Origin of the sequence: Dietzia sp. UCD-THP, assembly GCF_000349585.1 — a bacterium.
In the GTDB taxonomy this organism is placed as follows: Bacteria; Actinomycetota; Actinomycetes; order Mycobacteriales; family Mycobacteriaceae; genus Dietzia; species Dietzia natronolimnaea_A.
This window is the reverse complement of the sequence record NZ_AOSR01000028.1, coordinates 1-15758: the sequence shown is the minus strand read 5'-3', so window position 1 is coordinate 15758 and position 15758 is coordinate 1. Positions and strand designations below refer to the sequence as shown.

Annotated in this window: 12 protein-coding genes and 1 pseudogene; 11 read left to right on the top strand and 2 right to left on the bottom strand. The window is 59.9% G+C overall.

From position 1 onward, the window contains the following. Positions 1-68: 68 nt before the first annotated feature. Positions 69-518 (top strand): acyl-CoA dehydrogenase family protein, encoded by a 450-nt coding sequence (locus H483_RS24055; protein ID WP_017835818.1) that lies wholly within the window; start codon positions 69-71, stop codon positions 516-518. 2 nt (positions 519-520) lie between these two features. On the opposite strand, the gene H483_RS24050 is transcribed toward H483_RS24055, so the two are convergent. Together H483_RS24050 and H483_RS24045 are read right to left on the bottom strand one after the other, a co-directional pair. After that, positions 521-1405 (bottom strand): alpha/beta fold hydrolase, encoded by an 885-nt coding sequence (locus H483_RS24050; protein ID WP_017835817.1) that lies wholly within the window; start codon positions 1403-1405, stop codon positions 521-523. Positions 1406-1916: 511 nt separating this feature from the next. Next, positions 1917-2501, bottom strand: a complete 585-nt coding sequence (locus tag H483_RS24045) for an ElyC/SanA/YdcF family protein (RefSeq protein ID WP_238556222.1) — start codon at positions 2499-2501, stop codon at positions 1917-1919. 22 nt (positions 2502-2523) lie between these two features. Between H483_RS24045 and H483_RS0119075 the strand changes: the two genes are divergently transcribed. From H483_RS0119075 to wecB, 10 genes and pseudogenes are all read left to right on the top strand, one after another. Next, positions 2524-3168, top strand: coding sequence for a Ku protein (locus H483_RS0119075; protein WP_256378836.1), 645 nt, complete (start codon positions 2524-2526; stop codon positions 3166-3168). Then, positions 3156-3647: pseudogene (locus H483_RS0119070) on the top strand (Ku protein); the annotation flags it as partial. The gene H483_RS0119075 and the pseudogene H483_RS0119070, both read left to right, overlap by 13 nt. Before the next feature lie 393 nt (positions 3648-4040). Next, positions 4041-5378 (top strand): IS1380 family transposase, encoded by a 1338-nt coding sequence (locus H483_RS24040; RefSeq protein ID WP_042328974.1) that lies wholly within the window; start codon positions 4041-4043, stop codon positions 5376-5378. Between the two features lie 493 nt (positions 5379-5871). Further along, complete coding sequence (locus H483_RS24035) at positions 5872-7269, top strand: polysaccharide biosynthesis tyrosine autokinase (RefSeq protein WP_017835814.1); 1398 nt, start codon at positions 5872-5874, stop codon at positions 7267-7269. A 3-nt stretch (positions 7270-7272) separates the two neighbouring features. Next, positions 7273-9117: a nucleoside-diphosphate sugar epimerase/dehydratase gene (locus H483_RS38410; RefSeq protein WP_081615094.1), complete on the top strand. Its 1845-nt coding sequence runs from the start codon at positions 7273-7275 to the stop codon at positions 9115-9117. A gap of 102 nt (positions 9118-9219) precedes the next feature. After that, positions 9220-10476 (top strand): UDP-N-acetyl-D-mannosamine dehydrogenase, encoded by a 1257-nt coding sequence (wecC, locus tag H483_RS38405; protein ID WP_081615093.1) that lies wholly within the window; start codon positions 9220-9222, stop codon positions 10474-10476. Between the two features lie 66 nt (positions 10477-10542). After that, a complete protein-coding gene (locus H483_RS39075) occupies positions 10543-11760 on the top strand; it encodes a lipopolysaccharide biosynthesis protein (protein ID WP_152427857.1) in 1218 nt (405 codons plus the stop codon). Between the two features lie 51 nt (positions 11761-11811). Beyond that, a complete protein-coding gene (locus H483_RS38400) occupies positions 11812-12867 on the top strand; it encodes a glycosyltransferase (RefSeq protein ID WP_081615092.1) in 1056 nt (351 codons plus the stop codon). An 85-nt stretch (positions 12868-12952) separates the two neighbouring features. After that, the gene (locus tag H483_RS38395; RefSeq protein ID WP_081615091.1) at positions 12953-14134 is read left to right on the top strand and encodes an O-antigen ligase; all 1182 of its coding nucleotides are present in this window, start codon (positions 12953-12955) and stop codon (positions 14132-14134) included. Between the two features lie 50 nt (positions 14135-14184). Continuing rightward, entirely contained in the window at positions 14185-15369 is a 1185-nt protein-coding gene (gene wecB, locus H483_RS38390; RefSeq protein WP_202959091.1) for a non-hydrolyzing UDP-N-acetylglucosamine 2-epimerase, read from the top strand. Positions 15370-15758 lie beyond the last annotated feature (389 nt).

Genomic DNA, 15758 nt, shown 5'->3' with positions numbered 1-15758 from the left:
GTACTCGACCGGGATAAGCCGCGGCGCGCCGCATCTCGGGGCCGGATGTCGCGTCGCGTCTCGAGGGGGTGCGCTCGCGCATCCTCATCGCGCTGGCCGCGGAGCAGGTGGGCCTTGCGAGGAGGTGCCTGGAGATGGCGGTGGAGTACGCCGGGACGCGTCAGCAGTTCGGGCGGACGATCGGCTCCTTCCAGGGCATCAAGCACAAGCTCGTGGACCTGCTCGTCGCGATCGAGCTGGCCGAGGCGACCGTGCTGGACGCCTCGGGTGGCGCCGAGCAGGGTTCTGACGGGCCGAGCGCGGCGGAGGTGGCCGACCTCGCCGCGGCGTCCCGGGTGTTGGCCTCGCGGGCGGCGATGACGGCGGCGGAGGAGGCGATCCAGGTGCACGGGGGGATCGGGTTCGCCTGGGAGCATCCGCTGCATCACTACTTCCGGCGGGCGAAGGCCGATCAGCTGCTGTTCGGGGACGAGTACGCGTATGTCCAGGCGATCGGGGAGTCGCTCACTGCGCGGTGACGTCAGCTCCACTTCTCCACGAATGCCAGGGTCGCGGTGTTGGCGGTGTCGGGGTCGGAGGCCGTGAGGAAGTGCTGGCCGCCGTCGACGATCTGCAGTTCGGCTGAGGGGGAGTCGGTGAAGCGAGTGACGCCGTCCTTGGCGTTGGCCACCGAGTACACCTGATCGGCCGTGCCCTGGAGCCACAGCACCGGGCAGGTGACGCCGTCGAGCCGGGCTTCGAGGCCGTCGCGGTCGCGGAGGTTGATGCTGGCGGTGCGCAGGCGGTGCCGGCCGTCGTCGCTGCGATAGTTGGCGCGATAGGTGTCGAGCCAGAACTGCTTCTCCGCGTCGGAGACGTTCTCGCCGAGGCCGGCGGCGAGGACGCCCTGGACGAAGTCGTCGTCGACCACCCAGTCGTCGCCGACGGGGGCCGCGAGTGCGTCGATCGCGGGGCTGCAGAAGTCGGAGCCGTCCCAGCAGCCGCGCTCTATGCTGGCCTGGCTCTCGTAGTCCATGGAGGTGCCCACCACGACGATGCCGCGGATCGCGTCGGGGTCGAGCAACGCCATGCGGGTGACGATCCAGCCGCCCTGCGAGGTTCCCAGGGCGAATGCCGTGTCGATGCCCAGTGCGTCGAGCACCTGGAGGTTGGCGATCGCGCTGTCCCAGTAGGTGAAGTGCCGGTATCGCGAGCTGGTGGCGCCGTGCCCGTACGGCTCGATCGCCAGCAGGTTCATCCGCGAACTGAGCGTGTCGTCGGCGACCTGCGGGCGGTACAGCTCAACGGAGGTGGTGAACGAGTTGGACATCACCAGGGTAGGCAGGGAGGGGTCGTAGTCGCGGCCGAACCGGTAGCCGATGGTCGAACCGCCCAGGTGCGGGATGTCGATGGTCTGCGTGGTCATGTCGGTCCTTCGTGAGGGGAATACGGGGGTGTTCCTTGACCATAGGACGAAATCGACGCGCATAGATGACGAATCAACAGGTTGGCCGGGTCCGCCTGTGCGCGCTGCGGGGGGCGGAGGCCCGCCCTGTCGGGCCTTGGTTCGTTAGGCATGCATACAAACTTGACAGTTGTGTAGTAGCCACTCTGCGGATAATGTCGCTGGTAGTCGGCGGCGAAGCCTTATCCCCCCTCGAGGTGTCGCCGGCTCCGCAACGATGCGGACTACGCTGACCGCGTTTGGTCGCGATCCTTCATCGTGCGCGACAGAGTCGCCGGCGGCTGCGGGCTCCCCCTCCGCGGCCCCGGCGACTCAATCGTTTTGAGCTCATTGGTCCCGCGGTGCCAACCCAGTGGCGTTTGAGAATCGGCTGGGAAACCAGTGCCCACGGAGGCAAGCCGCCTATCAGCATCTGCCCCGCGCCCCGTCGGTCCACCACTTCCGGCGGCGTGGTGCCGCGATGCACGCGCTCTCAACAGGCCGGCCTGATAAACGCCTTGAGGTAGCCACCCGTCTCGTGCAGCAGGGCATAACGACGGGAGATCGAGGTGGGCCGGGGCGTGTCGGTTACGTAGACGGGTCCGTCGAAGCACTGCTCGAAGTACATCCGCACCCGCGACACGTGACCCCAGTAGGTCACCACCAGCAGTGAGCTGTACCCGCGTTCGCGGGCGATGCGGGTGGCGGCGGTGGTCTCACCCTCGGTGGTGTCCACGTCGGGGGCAAAGCACTTGACGTCGATCCGACGACCGTCGCGGGCGAGCACTGGTGTGGAGGCGCAGTAGGAGTCGATCGCCGCGGCGTATCGGCCGGTCGCGCTGGGTGGCTCGGAGACCAGGATGCGGTCTGCAACGCCCTCTTCGGCGAGGCTGCGGGCGTAGACGTAGCGGTCGTCATTGGCGCCGGCGACCACCACGATCGCGTCGACCCGCTCTGGGGAATCGATCTGCGGAAACAGCACGGCCCGCGCCGCGGTCAGGCCAGTGACCAGCAGACCCATCACCAGGACGAGCGCCAGCACCGTGATGCTGCGACGTCGACGGTAGCGTGGTCTCACGGATTCAGGCTACGGAGGCCTTCTGAACCGGGGGTACAGGCGTCCGGCTGCCGCAAGGCTCTTTCTATCGCATACTCCCCACGGCGTACGCATCCGCTACAGGAAGGTGCGGGACGACAACGGCGAGGAGGTCGAGTTCTCCGACATCGCCAAGGCGTACGAGTCCGAGGACGGCGAGATGGTCATCCTCACCAAGGAGGATCTGGCGAGCCTGCCGGTGAAGCAGCCCCGCGAGATCCAGGTGACGGAGTTCGTCCCGGCCGATCAGCTGGATCCGGTTGCCTTTGACAACGCCTATTTCCTGGGGCCGGCGTCGCGCTCGAACCGGGCGTACGTGCTCATGCGCGAGGCGCTGGAGTCCACCGACCGGCAGGCGATCTGCACGTTCACGCTCCGTAACCGGACCCGTCTGTGTGCGCTGCGGGTGTACAAGGACATCCTCATGCTGCAGACGCTCTTGTGGCCGGATGAGATCCGCCCGGCGATCCTGGAGGGACTGGACAACGAGGCCAAGGTCCGGCCGCAGGAGGTCAAGATGGCGGCGTGGCAGATAGGGCTTGTCGCTACTGCGGGTTCGGCGAGTTGGTGTGCTATCTCGCAACATCGTGGACACCGGATCGCCGCGCCAGGGGTACCCACTGGGCCTATCGGCCAGCGGCGTCGCTGATCGAGACGATGGCGGCGGATTTCGAACCGGAGAAGTACGAGGACGACTACCAGAATCAGCTCAAGGAGCTTATCGAGGCCAAGGCGGCCGGGGGAGAGGCATTCACGGTCGAGGACCGCGAGGAAGCCAAGGATGACGACGGTGACGACGAGGTCGCCGACCTGCTGGCCGCCCTGCACGCGAGTGTGAAGGACCGCGGGGGAGACGCGGACTCCAGCGATGACGATGGCGACGAGGACTCCGGCTCCGCGAAGAAGTCTTCGGCCAAGAAGAGCAGCTCGAGCTCGGCCAGGAAGAGCAGCTCGAGCTCGGCGAAGAAGGCGCCGGCGAAGAAGACCCCGGCCAAGAAGACGACGGCGAAGAAGGCTCCCGCCAAGAAGGCCGCGGCGAAGAAGGAGCCAACCAAGAAATCGACCGCGAAGAAGACCTCGGCCAAGAAGAGCGCAGCGAAGAAGGCGTCGGCGAAGAAGTCGGCCTGAGCTAGGAGGCGGGCCCGATTGGCGGAAGTGCGAGGTGGATATGTACCCCCTCACGCGGGCGAAAAATGTGCAGCTCCTCATTCTAGTTTGCCCGCGCTAGCTCAGGGCCCTGGCGGCCCAACTCAGCCTCCACAATCAGGCCCGATGGCGCGCGCTCGCGCAGGGGGAGGAATCGAGGGAGGCAAGGTTCGGCCGCCCGCGGCCTTCATTCTGCGAGGCAAGCATCAGGTCCTGGGCCGAACTGCCTGCAAGCCGCAACGTGGTCGTCGTTAGCCTGGGTGATTCACGGGGATCTGCGGATCGCTGGGCGAAAATAGACCGAAGTGCTTCCTGAGCAGGGGAAACTGGGACTTGTCGAAGGTTCCATGTCCCCACACAGAAAGCACTCGGTAGGTGAAGCGTACGTCGTGGTCGTCTGGTCTGTCCGTTACTGCTGATGGTGTCGGGGTGATCTCCCACGCCGGAGCCATCGCGCCACGCCTTCTGGCGGATCGAGTGGGGCTGACCGTCGAACTGTCGAAGGCCATGACTCGCAGACGGTTCATCCCAATCCATGACCGTGGCCGGGTGCTGATCGACCTGGCGGTGATGCTCGCCGATGGCGGCGAATCCATCTCCGACATCGGCGTCCTGCGCCACCAATCCGAGGCTCTGGGCCCGGTGGCGTCGGCACCGACGGTGTGGCGCACACTCGATGAAATCACTGCCGGCAAGCGCAAGAAGATCCAGGTGGCGCGTGCCCGCACCCGCCGTCACGTGTGGTCCCGCCTGCCCGGCGGGGTGCCCGCATCCAAATGTGCAGGTCGAGACCTTGAGTCGACGGTCGTGCTCGATGTGGACGCCACGATCGTGGTCACTCACAGCGAAAAAGAGAACGCCGCACCGACGTACAAGCGCACGTTCGGGTACCACCCGATCGGTGTGTGGTGCGACAACACAGAGGAGTTCCTCGCCGCGAGCCTGCGCCCGGGCAATGCCGGGTCCAACACCGCGGCTGACCACATCGACGTCCTGGGCCAGGCGATCGCGCAGATCCCCGCCGCTCACCGCCGTGACCTGCTGATTCGATCCGACGGTGCAGGCGCCTCCCATGACCTTCTGGATTGGATCACCGAACAGAACCGCATCCGTGGTCGACGTGTGGAGTACTCGGTCGGCTTCTCCATCACCGCCCCGCTACGCCGGGCCATCGCGATCTGCCCAGAGGCTGCGTGGGGGCCGGCATTGAATCCCTCCGGCGACATCCGAGACGGAATGCGAGTCATCGTCCGCCGCGAACGGCCCCACCCGGGTGCGCAGTTGTCGATGTTTGAGGAGATCGACGGGTGGCGCTACCAAGCATTCGTCACCAACACCGCCACCGGTCAGCTGCAATTCCTCGAGGCCAGGCACCGGGCTCACGCCCGAGTGGAGGACCGGATCCGACACGCCAAAGACACCGGGCTGGGCCGTCTGCCCTCGCGGGAGTTCGCTCTAAACCAGGCGTGGCTCGTGGCGGTGATGCTCGCCGCTGATCTCGTGGCCTGGACCCGGATGCTCGCCTGCACCGGCGACGCCGCAGTTCTGGCGTTGTGCGAGCCCAAAGCGCTGCGCTACCGCTTCCTGCACGTCGCAGCCCGGCTGACCCGAAGCGGACGACGGCGAAAAGTGAAGATCCCCGAAACGTGGCCCTGGGCCACCGCCATCGTCGCCGTGTTCAACACAATCGCCGCGATCCCCAAACCCGCCTGACCTCACCTGCCCGCACTCGACAGCACCACCGGAGACCCGCCCACCGGCAGCGCCAGCCGGCACCCTCGCACGCCCACACACGAAATCAGCGCCGTCGTCACCCGGCACCAGCAGTCCTCACGCTCCGTGAATCAGCGGGGTTAGCGCCGGTCATCGCGACGACTGACCCACCAGGAAATCTAACCGCAGGTGGGGGCGATGACCAGGCGGACAGGCGACGGAGCAATCGAAGGTAGCCCAATGACGAAGGGAGGCTGGACAACGCTAGTTTGGTGGCGGGAGCTGCGTCGAACGTTTGTGCAGAAACATCGCGAGACAAGCGGTCGGTACGTAAAAGCGGCATAGCCGCAAAGTTGGAGTTTGGTGAATCCATGTTCATCGGGAGAACTCGGGTTACTGAGGTGCGCCTCAGCAAAGTAGCATCGGCGAATGGCCCGCTTCAGGTACTAACCGGGTCATTGCTTGCGACCGTCATCGAGGAAAGGACCCTGGAGTGGATCTGCGGGACCTGCTGTCCGTGCTTAGAGCCCGCTGGATATCCATTGCGGCGGCGACGTTGGTCGGGGGGCTGCTGGCGCTCGGGGCGAGTCTCGCCATGACTCCGTCCTATGAGGCGAAGGTTCAGCTTTACGTCACGGTGGCCGGCGGTGAGAATGCCGCGGCAGCCGCGTATCAGGGTTCGCTTGGAGCTCAGCAGCGAGTTCAGTCCTACGCAGCCCTGATCGAGAGCACAGACATCGCACAGGACGTGATTGATAGCTCTGGGGTTGATCTTAGTCCTAGCAAAGTAGCCAGCATGACCACCGCGGCCGCTGACCCGAAAACAGTCCTGCTGAACGTCTCGGTCACCGACTCGGATCCGGAACGCGCTATGCAGGTGGCCCAGGGTTTCGGTGAAGTCCTGCCCGAAGTTATTAACCGACTGGAGACCCCGGAGGGTGGCGGCCCGGCGCTAGCAAAACTGACCGTCGTCAACCCCCCGGGCCTCCCGACTTCCCCTGTTGCGCCTAAGACTGCGCAAAACGTCGCGGTCGGACTCGCACTGGGGTTGCTCGCGGGCATCGGTTTCGTACTGCTCGTCAACACCTTGGACCGGCGAGTCAAATCCAAGGAACAGTTAGAAGAGCTGACAAGCAAGCCCGTGGTGGGAATGATCCCCTTCCGCAAGGGAGAAGACACGGAGGAGGGATCGGAGCACCTCGTACCATTCCGAGCTGGGCACTCGCCCGCGGCTGAAGCGTTCCGACGTTTGCGAACAAACCTGCAGTTCTTAAACGTGGACAACCCTCCGCGCGTCTTTGTGATGACCTCGTCGGTAGCAGCGGAGGGGAAGACTGAGACCGCTATCAACTTGTCCCTCGCCCTGGCTGAGTCAGGAAACAGGGTGCTATTGGTCGAAGCGGACCTACGTCGGCCGCTGGTGGTGGGTTACATGTCAATGCCGGACAAGGTGGGTCTTACCAATGTCCTTTCGGGGCAGACGGACTTCACCGAGGTGGTGCAGGAGACCCGGCATGATGGGCTTGAGCTATTGGCTTGCGGCCCACTTCCGCCTAACCCCTCAGAGCTTCTGGCGTCGGAGGTGGCCCGGACCCTGGTCGAAGATTTGCGCAGAGAATACGACTACGTTGTCATCGACGCCCCGCCCTTGCTTCCCGTGACTGACGGCGCGCTGTTGGCCCGGATCACAGACGGCGCGCTGCTGGTGGTGCGCTCGAACCGCACAACTACTGACCAAGTCAATCAGGCTATAGATATCTTGGCTAAAGCGGACGCGCCAGTGCTGGGTCTGGTGACGGTTGCAAACAGACCAGCCAAGAAGGGTGGGGTTGGCTACTACGACTCTTACTACTATTCATCCAAGAGCCCGGCACCAACTGCGGAGGCGTGAATTATGACCTCAATCCAGCGCAGGTGGCGGACCGGGATTTCACAGTGGATTCTAGTTGATGCTGTCCTGTGGACAGCGATGTTCATCCTGGCATTATGGTTGCGGTTTGACTTTTCAGTCGAGGAGTTAGCTAGCTCCCTCACTACTGCAAGCTTCTATCTGGTACTCGCCGCGCTCACCGTCTTGTCCACAATCCTCGGATTGCTCTTGGGCCTCTACCGCGGCCGGTATGTACCGGGTAGCATTCTTGAATCGAGCGCACTCACATTTGCCTTTGCCGTGGCGGCGATCATTGTCTTCCTCGGACATATCATCGCAGGACACTACGAGAATCTACCGAGTTCGATGCCGATAGTAACTGGTGCGTTTACGATTCTCTCTGCGCTGGTTCTTAGATCGCTGGTGCGGCGAAAGAAGCTGTTCGGTGCTGGCGTCTCGGAGGACGCTGAGCCTGCCCTGGTGTTTGGCGCTGGCGACGGCGGGGCGCAGCTCGTACGTCAACTTCGCCGTTCGGAGGGCTCTCAGTTCAACCCGGTCGCGATTCTCGATGACGACCCAGGCAAGCGGCAGATGGTGATCGAGGGCGTTCGAGTGCATGGCGACCGAACATTGTTTGAGCAAGCAGCGAAGAAGACAGGGGCGTCGGCCCTCTTGATTGCGGTCCCAAGTCTCCCAAGTGAGGATCTAGTTGATATCCGCGACCGGGCCGAAGCTGCAGGGTTACATGTTCTCGTACTGCCCCCACTCAACACGATGATGCAGGGGCGAGTTGCTGCCGACGAGCTTCGCGAGATCAATGTTCAGGACCTCCTGGGTCGTAAACCGGCAAAACTAAACCAAACGCAGATCGCCCAGTACCTCCGGGGCAAGCGGATTATGGTTACCGGCGCAGGAGGTTCAATTGGATCAGAACTTTGTCGTCAAATTATAAGGTTCCGTCCGGCTGAACTAATGATGCTTGATCGCGATGAATCGGGATTGCATTCAGTGCAATTATCAATTCACGACCAAGCCATGCTGGATGGTGATGATACGATATTGGCATCGATTCGCGACCGGGATTCAATTTCAAAGATCTTCGCAGAGCGCAAGCCGCAGATAGTTTTCCACGCAGCCGCTCTTAAGCATATGCCTCTTCTCGAGCACTATCCCTTGGAAGCGCTAAAAACGAACGTCATGGGAACCCATAACTTGCTTGAGGCGGCTTCCGCCAATGGAGTCGAAACGTTCGTAAACATCTCTACGGATAAGGCTGCAAACCCAAGCTCAGCACTTGGGACTAGTAAACGGATTGCCGAACGAATCACGGCCGCGAGCGCGGCCGAGGACCGGGCGGCGAAGTTCGTTTCCGTTCGCTTCGGCAACGTCCTGGGGTCGCGCGGTTCAGTGCTCACGGTATTTGAAAAACAGATTAAGGACGGTGGCCCACTCACCGTCACCGCGCCGGAGGTCGAGCGATTCTTCATGACCATCCCCGAAGCTTGTCAATTAGTGCTGCAGGCAGCGGCGGTGGGGTCAAGCGGAGACACCCTAGTTTTGGACATGGGAGAGCCGATTAAAATAGCCAACGTGGCCCGGACCCTTATCGAGCAGTCTGGCAGGCAGATTGAGATTGTCTACACCGGGTTGCGCGAAAACGAGAAGATTAGCGAGGATCTTTTCGACCCGACTGAGGAACCGGTCGTCGGCCGTCAACACGAGGCTCTGTCAGAGGTCCGAGTACCCCGCCTGGATTTAGACCCAGACGAACTCCAGGCGATAACTGATCATAAACTAGCCAGAGACTGGCTGAACTGCAACGCATACCCCGGAGGCTTGCGACGCAATTCCCCCGATAATGGGATCTAGGCCCTTTTTGTAATCGTTTAAGCTGGCCGATTGTTCAAGCTCATAGGTCTGACAAATCGGACTCACGATCACGGTTGTCTACCAAGCTAATAAGGGAGAGAAATGAAGTTCGAAGGTACAGTTGCGGTCGTAGGCCTCGGATATATCGGCTTACCCACTAGCGTAGTACTCGCTAGCGATAACGTTCGCGTAGTGGGTGTGGATACGAATGAGCTAGTTGTTCGCAAGGTAAATGAGGGAGTTGCCCCGATTGTCGAGCCCGGATTGGGAGAGCTTTTGGCGACAAAAGTCGAAAACGGGAACTTAACGGCTACCACCGAGACCCCGGTAGCGGATGCTTACTTGATCGCAGTGCCAACCCCCATTACGGATGATAATCAGCCGGACGTTTCATACCTATTAAGTGCTGTGGGATCGATCGCGCCGAGGCTACGGCCGGGCGCGCTAGTTATCATCGAATCGACCTGTCCGCCGGGTACCACACACATGGTTGAAAAAGCCATGGCATCGCTACGCCCAGACCTAGTCTTCCCCACCCATGACGGGGTGACCGAAGTCTTCGTAGCGCACTGCCCCGAACGAGTCCTCCCCGGTAGGGTACTCGAGGAACTGGTGTCCAATGACCGCGTGATCGGTGGGTTGAGTGATGCCTGTTCGGATAAAGCTTCGGCAGTCTACGAAACATTCTGCAAAGGCCTCTTGCTTCGGACGGACGCGACTAGTGCGGAAATGGCCAAGTTGGCGGAGAACTCTTTCCGAGACGTCAATATAGCTTTCGCGAACGAGTTGGCCAACATAAGTGAAGCGCTAGGGGTCGACCCGTGGGAGGTGATTCGACTGGCTAACCGGCACCCCAGGGTGAATATTCTGGATCCGGGGCCGGGCGTGGGGGGTCATTGCATAGCAGTAGACCCCTGGTTCCTAGCAGCGGCTGCTCCGAAAGAGGCTATGTTAATCCCGGCCGCTCGTACGGTGAACAACGGCCGACCCGAGAAAATTGTAAGGAAAATAAGGCAAGCAGCGCTAGATCTCAACCTTGGTAGAGTCCCGGTGGTTGCTTGTTTAGGGCTGTCATTCAAGCCTAATATCGATGATCTAAGAGAGAGTCCGGCGGTCGAAGTGGTGCGCGAACTCTCAACTTTGGGAGAGTTCGACGTTCTCGCTGCTGAGCCTCACGTGAGGGAGCTTCCGCAGGTGCTGTCTGATACCCACGTTCGTCTTGTCGGTTATGAAGAAGCGGTAATTAGTAGCGACGTACTAGTTCTCCTGGTGGATCACGCTGCATTTGCTTCGTTGCGAACATCTGCGGAGGTACGCCAGAAGATACGGATCGATACGAGGGGATTTTGGAAAAATTAGGAGCCGTAGTGGTGAGTCGGTAGCGAATTGGTTCAGTACTGTCCCGATCTCCAAATACTCGGCTAGATGGTGAAGCCCATGGTCCCCGCGCGTGGACGCTATGTTCTCGCCGTAGTCGTTGCTCAATCGCTAGTTTTGCTATCGCTCCCTCTTGTGAGCCGCGGTTTCACTCCGGCCGAGGTAGGGGTTTGGCAATATTGGTTGACGATAGTTGGGTTAGCCTCCTCAGTCGCGAACCTCAGGTTCGACATCGTCATTCACGGCACTACAGAACGCGATGAGCAGGCGGCAGTGCTGTCCCAAGGTTTGCGGGTCGTACTGGTAGTCTCTCCTCTCCTGACCGCCGCCTTTTCTCCCTTGCTTATGGGGAGTGGCAGCGCTGTAGTATCGCTAAGCTTTCTGCTCGCGGCGACGGTAGCGACCTCGTCGTTTGCACTTTTGAATGCACTGGCTCTGTCAGATGGAAAGCTCCGCAAAAGCGGGCGCGCTTCTTTGTATCAGGGGACCTCCACTGCTGTCTTGCAGGCCGCAGCTGCTATAGCAGGCGGTGCAGCGTATGTGCTTATGGGAGCTGTGACGGTGGGGCGAATTGCCGGCGCGGCTGCACTGTCTATGAGTTATCGCCAACGGGCGTCGAGGCTCGTACCTACGGTCCGGGTTCGTAGGGTTGTTTCACGCGTACCGTGGTCGACTGTCTGGTCCACGCTGCTCGCCCAAGTGAACCTCGCTGCGCCGCTGATTGTCTTGGGAAAGACTCTCGGCGAAACCGAGTTCGGGTACGTCTCTTTCTCGTGGCGAATTGCGGTGTTGCCGATGTCGTTGATTGGCTTCGCTCTTGCCCAGTTAATAACAGCAGAGGTTGGCCGATCGCAAGCCGCTACAGGTGACGGGGTACGCCATGCGAGAAAATGGCTGATCTACATGATTCCCGCTTCCTTAGCCATCTCGACGGTGTACTCGGTGTTCTCCCTATTGGGCGTTGGTTTCGTACTAGGGGAGAAATGGGTGGAGATGACTCCATTCATGCTTGCGTGGCTTCCGTTCTTGGCGTTGCAGGTGATCGCGTCCCCATTGAGCCAAGTCCTCCCGGTCTTAGGGTTTCGCCACCAGCACCTTGCCGTTGAACTCTTACGCCTTCTTTTGCTCGCTGCCGGATTTGCCCTCGTCGCCTCGATTCCGCTATCCGCTGCAGAGACAGTGCTAGTGCTAGCTTCGTTCATGGCATCCGGTTACCTCTTGCAGGTCTTGGCGACGTCAATAATCCCAATCTATGGTAAGAGGTAAAAAAGTACAAGGTGCTTAGTAGGCAAGTAGAGCGGCGAAAGGATTTTCTCGATGCGAGATCAGACAGTAATACTTGTATCCTTCGAATCGGCGGCGGACGGGACAGCCCCGCAGCTTCACCTCGAGGGCACGAAGCGTAGGCTTCGCGCAATTGGGGTACCCGAGGTCATCGAATGTTATTCGGATAGATCTACCACGGTTGTTCGTTGGCTTACTGTGTTCGCAAAATTCTTAACGGTTGTTGCCAAGGCGGACGTAGTGGTTCTTCGCTTCCACCCAGCGGGTGTTCTAACCGTATTGGTTGCAAAAGGTTTGCGGAAGCGCACTGTCACGCTCATGCAGGGTGTGCCGGAGGACGCGATGAGTTCCCATCCGTGGCTCCGTCGGGTTGCTCGCCTTTACATGGGTACAGTGCGTCTTCAGCTTCGCGCGACAGATGAGATCTTTGCAGCCACGCACGGAATCAGTAACTGGATTCTTGAGACAGTCGGGAAACATGCAACTGTACTCCCTAATGGTGTTGGCGATCCCGTGGTCTCTGAGACATGCTCGGTTGAGTCTTTGCTGCCAAGTCGTTATGCCTGCTTTTCAGGCGCACTTGCTACGTGGCAGGGTGTTGAGGTCATGTTGGAGGCGATAGAGGACGAGAATTGGCCCACGGATTTGCCGCTAGTGATCGTCGGTGATGGGCCTTGCAGCGGGTTAATTGGATCGGCCGGTCATTCTAACGTTGTCTGGCTAGGTAGGCTAGGAGCAGCCGAATCCCGCTCCGTTATTGCGGGAGCGCTGTTTTCAATTTCGGTAAAAACAGTGACCCCGGCAACGGTCCACGGTGTATCACCCTTCAAGGTTCTAGAGTCCCTTTCGCTAGGTGTGCCGGTAATTGTGTCGAGGATTACCGGGCAATGGGAGGAGGTGTACAGGAGGTCCGCAGGCTTAGTTGTAGAGCCGGGCGACGGGATCGCCCTCGCGGCCGCGGCTCGCCGTATCGCTCGCGACTCGGAGTTTAGGACTTCGATGGCGGAGAACGCGCTGAGATTGGCCGAGTCCAATCGGTGGGAGGAGCTGGCGCATGTATTGGACCGAGGCATCCGGAGCCGTCCGTGATTGCTAGTCTCGTTGCGCCGACCGTTTCGTCAGAGAAATCGATTTGGTGGCTAGTCGGCGAGCGTGAGTGTCCGAAGGAGAAGAGATGCTAGATGGCAACTATAGAAGCGCTGGCGCAGCAGCCGTCTTACTCCTCGGGTTCATCCTGCCTTTGCCGCATGTAGGTTTGAGGGTTGCCGCTCTTTTTGTCGCACTTGTACTGGTGCGTAGGAGTTTTTCGTCTAACGTCACGATGCCGTGGGCGGTCGCGGTTTTGCTGGCTGTGTCACTCGTAAGTCTGCCGCAATCGATCCACTTGAACCGTTCAGTAGCTCAGTTCGGGCTAATGGTCGTGACTGTTGTTGTAGTAATGGGTGTTGTCCGGGCTCTCCGCGTCACCGATATCATCAAATTTCTGACATGGGGTACGGCGGCTCAAGTCATGGTCAGTTATGTGGCGGAGATCTCGGGTTTAGCGGGATTGTCGTACCGGTCCTTTCATGGTTTCTTGGCGAATCCAAATTTAATGGCGTTCACTATTGTTATTGCGTTCGTCGGCGTTTGCTACATGGTCTCGGTTGCTTCCACGGGCGTTAGCAAAGTTGGGTACGTAGCGCTAGCGGTCGCTCTGCTTTTACTTATCGGTCAAACTAGTTCTGATGGCGGGTTGAATTACGCTATACTCGGCTTGGGCATTTATGGCCTCCTAGCCGTACTGCGCAGATTTGGTTACGAGGCTTTAGCGCTCATGCTCATCCTGATATTCGGAGCGGCTCTTGTGTTCGGTAGGAGGACGGTGGAGTTCTTCTCCGATTTGGTTGGCTATGCCGATAACCCGACGCTCTCGGGTCGCACCGAGGTGTGGGAGGCGGCAATTATGGCGATCCGTGAAAGACCATGGACTGGCTGGGGGCTGGGTACTACTTCTTCGTCAACGGCGGACTTCGGGAATGCCGCCATCATGATGGCCTGGTACGAGTCGGAGTTGGGATCGTTCCAAGCCCATAACGGTTTTTTGGACGTCGGCGTGCAGACGGGCGTGATCGGCGTGGCGGCTGCTGTTGCGTTATTGGCTGGAGCGGTGCTGGGATCGATGGTCTTGGTCCATCGCTCCGCTTCAGGGGCCTCTTGGTGCTTGAGCCTGTCAGTAGTGTTGGTTGCGTATAACACGACTGAAGTGAGACTATTGGACCCTTCTCTCGCACTATTTTGCTGCTGCCTGGTTGTGTTCTCTGTGCGCGATAGCGTAGTGGAGTCTCGTGCGGAGGTTGCAGGCAGCGGAGTCTGAGGCTGAGTTGGAGTCGTTGGGTCTACGTGTTCCCCTCTTGGGTAAGTAATATGTCATCCGGCCTTATCTCGGATGCAGAAGAAAGGTTACTGATGAAAAAGGTTGCCCTCGTCTACGGTACTCGTCCCGAAGCAATTAAAATGGCCCCATTGGTAAAAGAGCTTAACCGCTCGACTTCGATTAACGTCACGGTGCTCGTCACGGGACAGCACAGGGAAATGCTGCACCAAGTTAACGAACTATTTTCCATCAACCCCCACGTTGATCTCGATATTATGTCGACCGGCGCTTCGCTTTCCGATATGACGTCGTTAGCAGTCAAGAAGTGCGGCGCTGCACTCGCAGAGGTTGGCGCAGATGCTGTGGTTGTCCAGGGGGACACTACGAGTGCGTTCGCGGGGGCGTTAGCGGCGTTCTATAATCGGCAGGCCGTTGTCCATTTGGAGGCAGGGCTGAGGACGTGGGACATGGGTAATCCATATCCGGAAGAGGCCAATCGCCGGCTGATTTCGCCTCTGTCTTCCTTGCACCTTGCACCTACTCAGGTATCTAAATCAAACTTGGAACGCGAAGGTGTGGACGCGTCAACTATAGTGGTGACGGGTAATACCGTTATTGATGCGTTGTTCGAAGGGCTTGATGTTCCGAATAATTTCGTCGATCCCGCGGTCCGCTCTTGGTCCGAGTCAAGCGGCCGTAGGTTACTGGTAACCACGCATCGTCGCGAGTCTTGGGGGGAGCCGATGAGGGACGCGATGACGGCGGTCCGAGACGCTGCGTTTCGAGTCCCAGACCTAAACGTCCTCGTTCCGATGCATCGAAATGCGATCGTCCGGAATGTGTTAGAAGCAGAACTATCGGAAGTGCCGAACGTTTCTTTGGTGGAGCCGCTCGATTATCATGACTTCGTTCATGTTCAGAATAAGGCTGATGTGATTCTGACCGATTCCGGGGGAGTGCAAGAGGAAGCGCCGAGCCTCGGTGTTCCGGTGCTCGTTATGAGATCATCAACGGAACGCCCTGAAGCGGTTGATGCTGGGACGGTTCGATTGGTCGGGACCAAGCGGGCGACTGTGTACGGGGAGCTCTGTTCACTGCTGCTTGACAGAGACGCTTGGCAAAGAATGTCAGCAGCAATTAACCCCTACGGCGATGGAAGGGCAGCAGCGCGTGCTGCCGCTGCTATTCATCAGCTTCTGGGTGTTGGTGAGAGAATTGAAGAATTCAGGCCATGATGTGACGGACGTCTAAGCGGTTTTGTTGCCAGGCTGCGGTGCTGATGGGAGAAGTCTCGGGTGCGCTGGCGATTCAGGGAGGTTTTGAGTGCGCTCTAGTGGTGCGCGACGAGGGGCCCCTGCATCTGCTGCCGCCCTTCGCGGACGGGCCAAGGTGAGGATCAGGACCGCCATGAGGAGCGGCGAGTGGTTGGTCCACGCCCATGGAAAGCCGGGGGTGCGGTGCTCGTCCTCTGCGCTAGCTTGGTATCCCGCAGGGCAATCAGCGCGATTCCTGGAGCGTGTGACGAACTGCAAGGACGACAGACTAGGTTGCTCGCAAATCAGTGGGTTAGGTTGACAGCTCTGCGGCCATTGTTCGACCGAGTTAATTCGGCTCTTCGCATCTG

Coding starts and splice junctions, on each gene's coding strand:
- H483_RS24050 (WP_017835817.1), bottom strand. CDS start 1,405: ATGACCACGCAGACCATCGACATCCCGCACCTGGGCGGTTCGACCATC.
- H483_RS38410 (WP_081615094.1), top strand. CDS start 7,273: ATGACCTCAATCCAGCGCAGGTGGCGGACCGGGATTTCACAGTGGATT.
- wecC (WP_081615093.1), top strand. CDS start 9,220: ATGAAGTTCGAAGGTACAGTTGCGGTCGTAGGCCTCGGATATATCGGC.
- H483_RS39075 (WP_152427857.1), top strand. CDS start 10,543: ATGGTGAAGCCCATGGTCCCCGCGCGTGGACGCTATGTTCTCGCCGTA.
- H483_RS38400 (WP_081615092.1), top strand. CDS start 11,812: ATGCGAGATCAGACAGTAATACTTGTATCCTTCGAATCGGCGGCGGAC.
- H483_RS38395 (WP_081615091.1), top strand. CDS start 12,953: ATGCTAGATGGCAACTATAGAAGCGCTGGCGCAGCAGCCGTCTTACTC.
- wecB (WP_202959091.1), top strand. CDS start 14,185: ATGTCATCCGGCCTTATCTCGGATGCAGAAGAAAGGTTACTGATGAAA.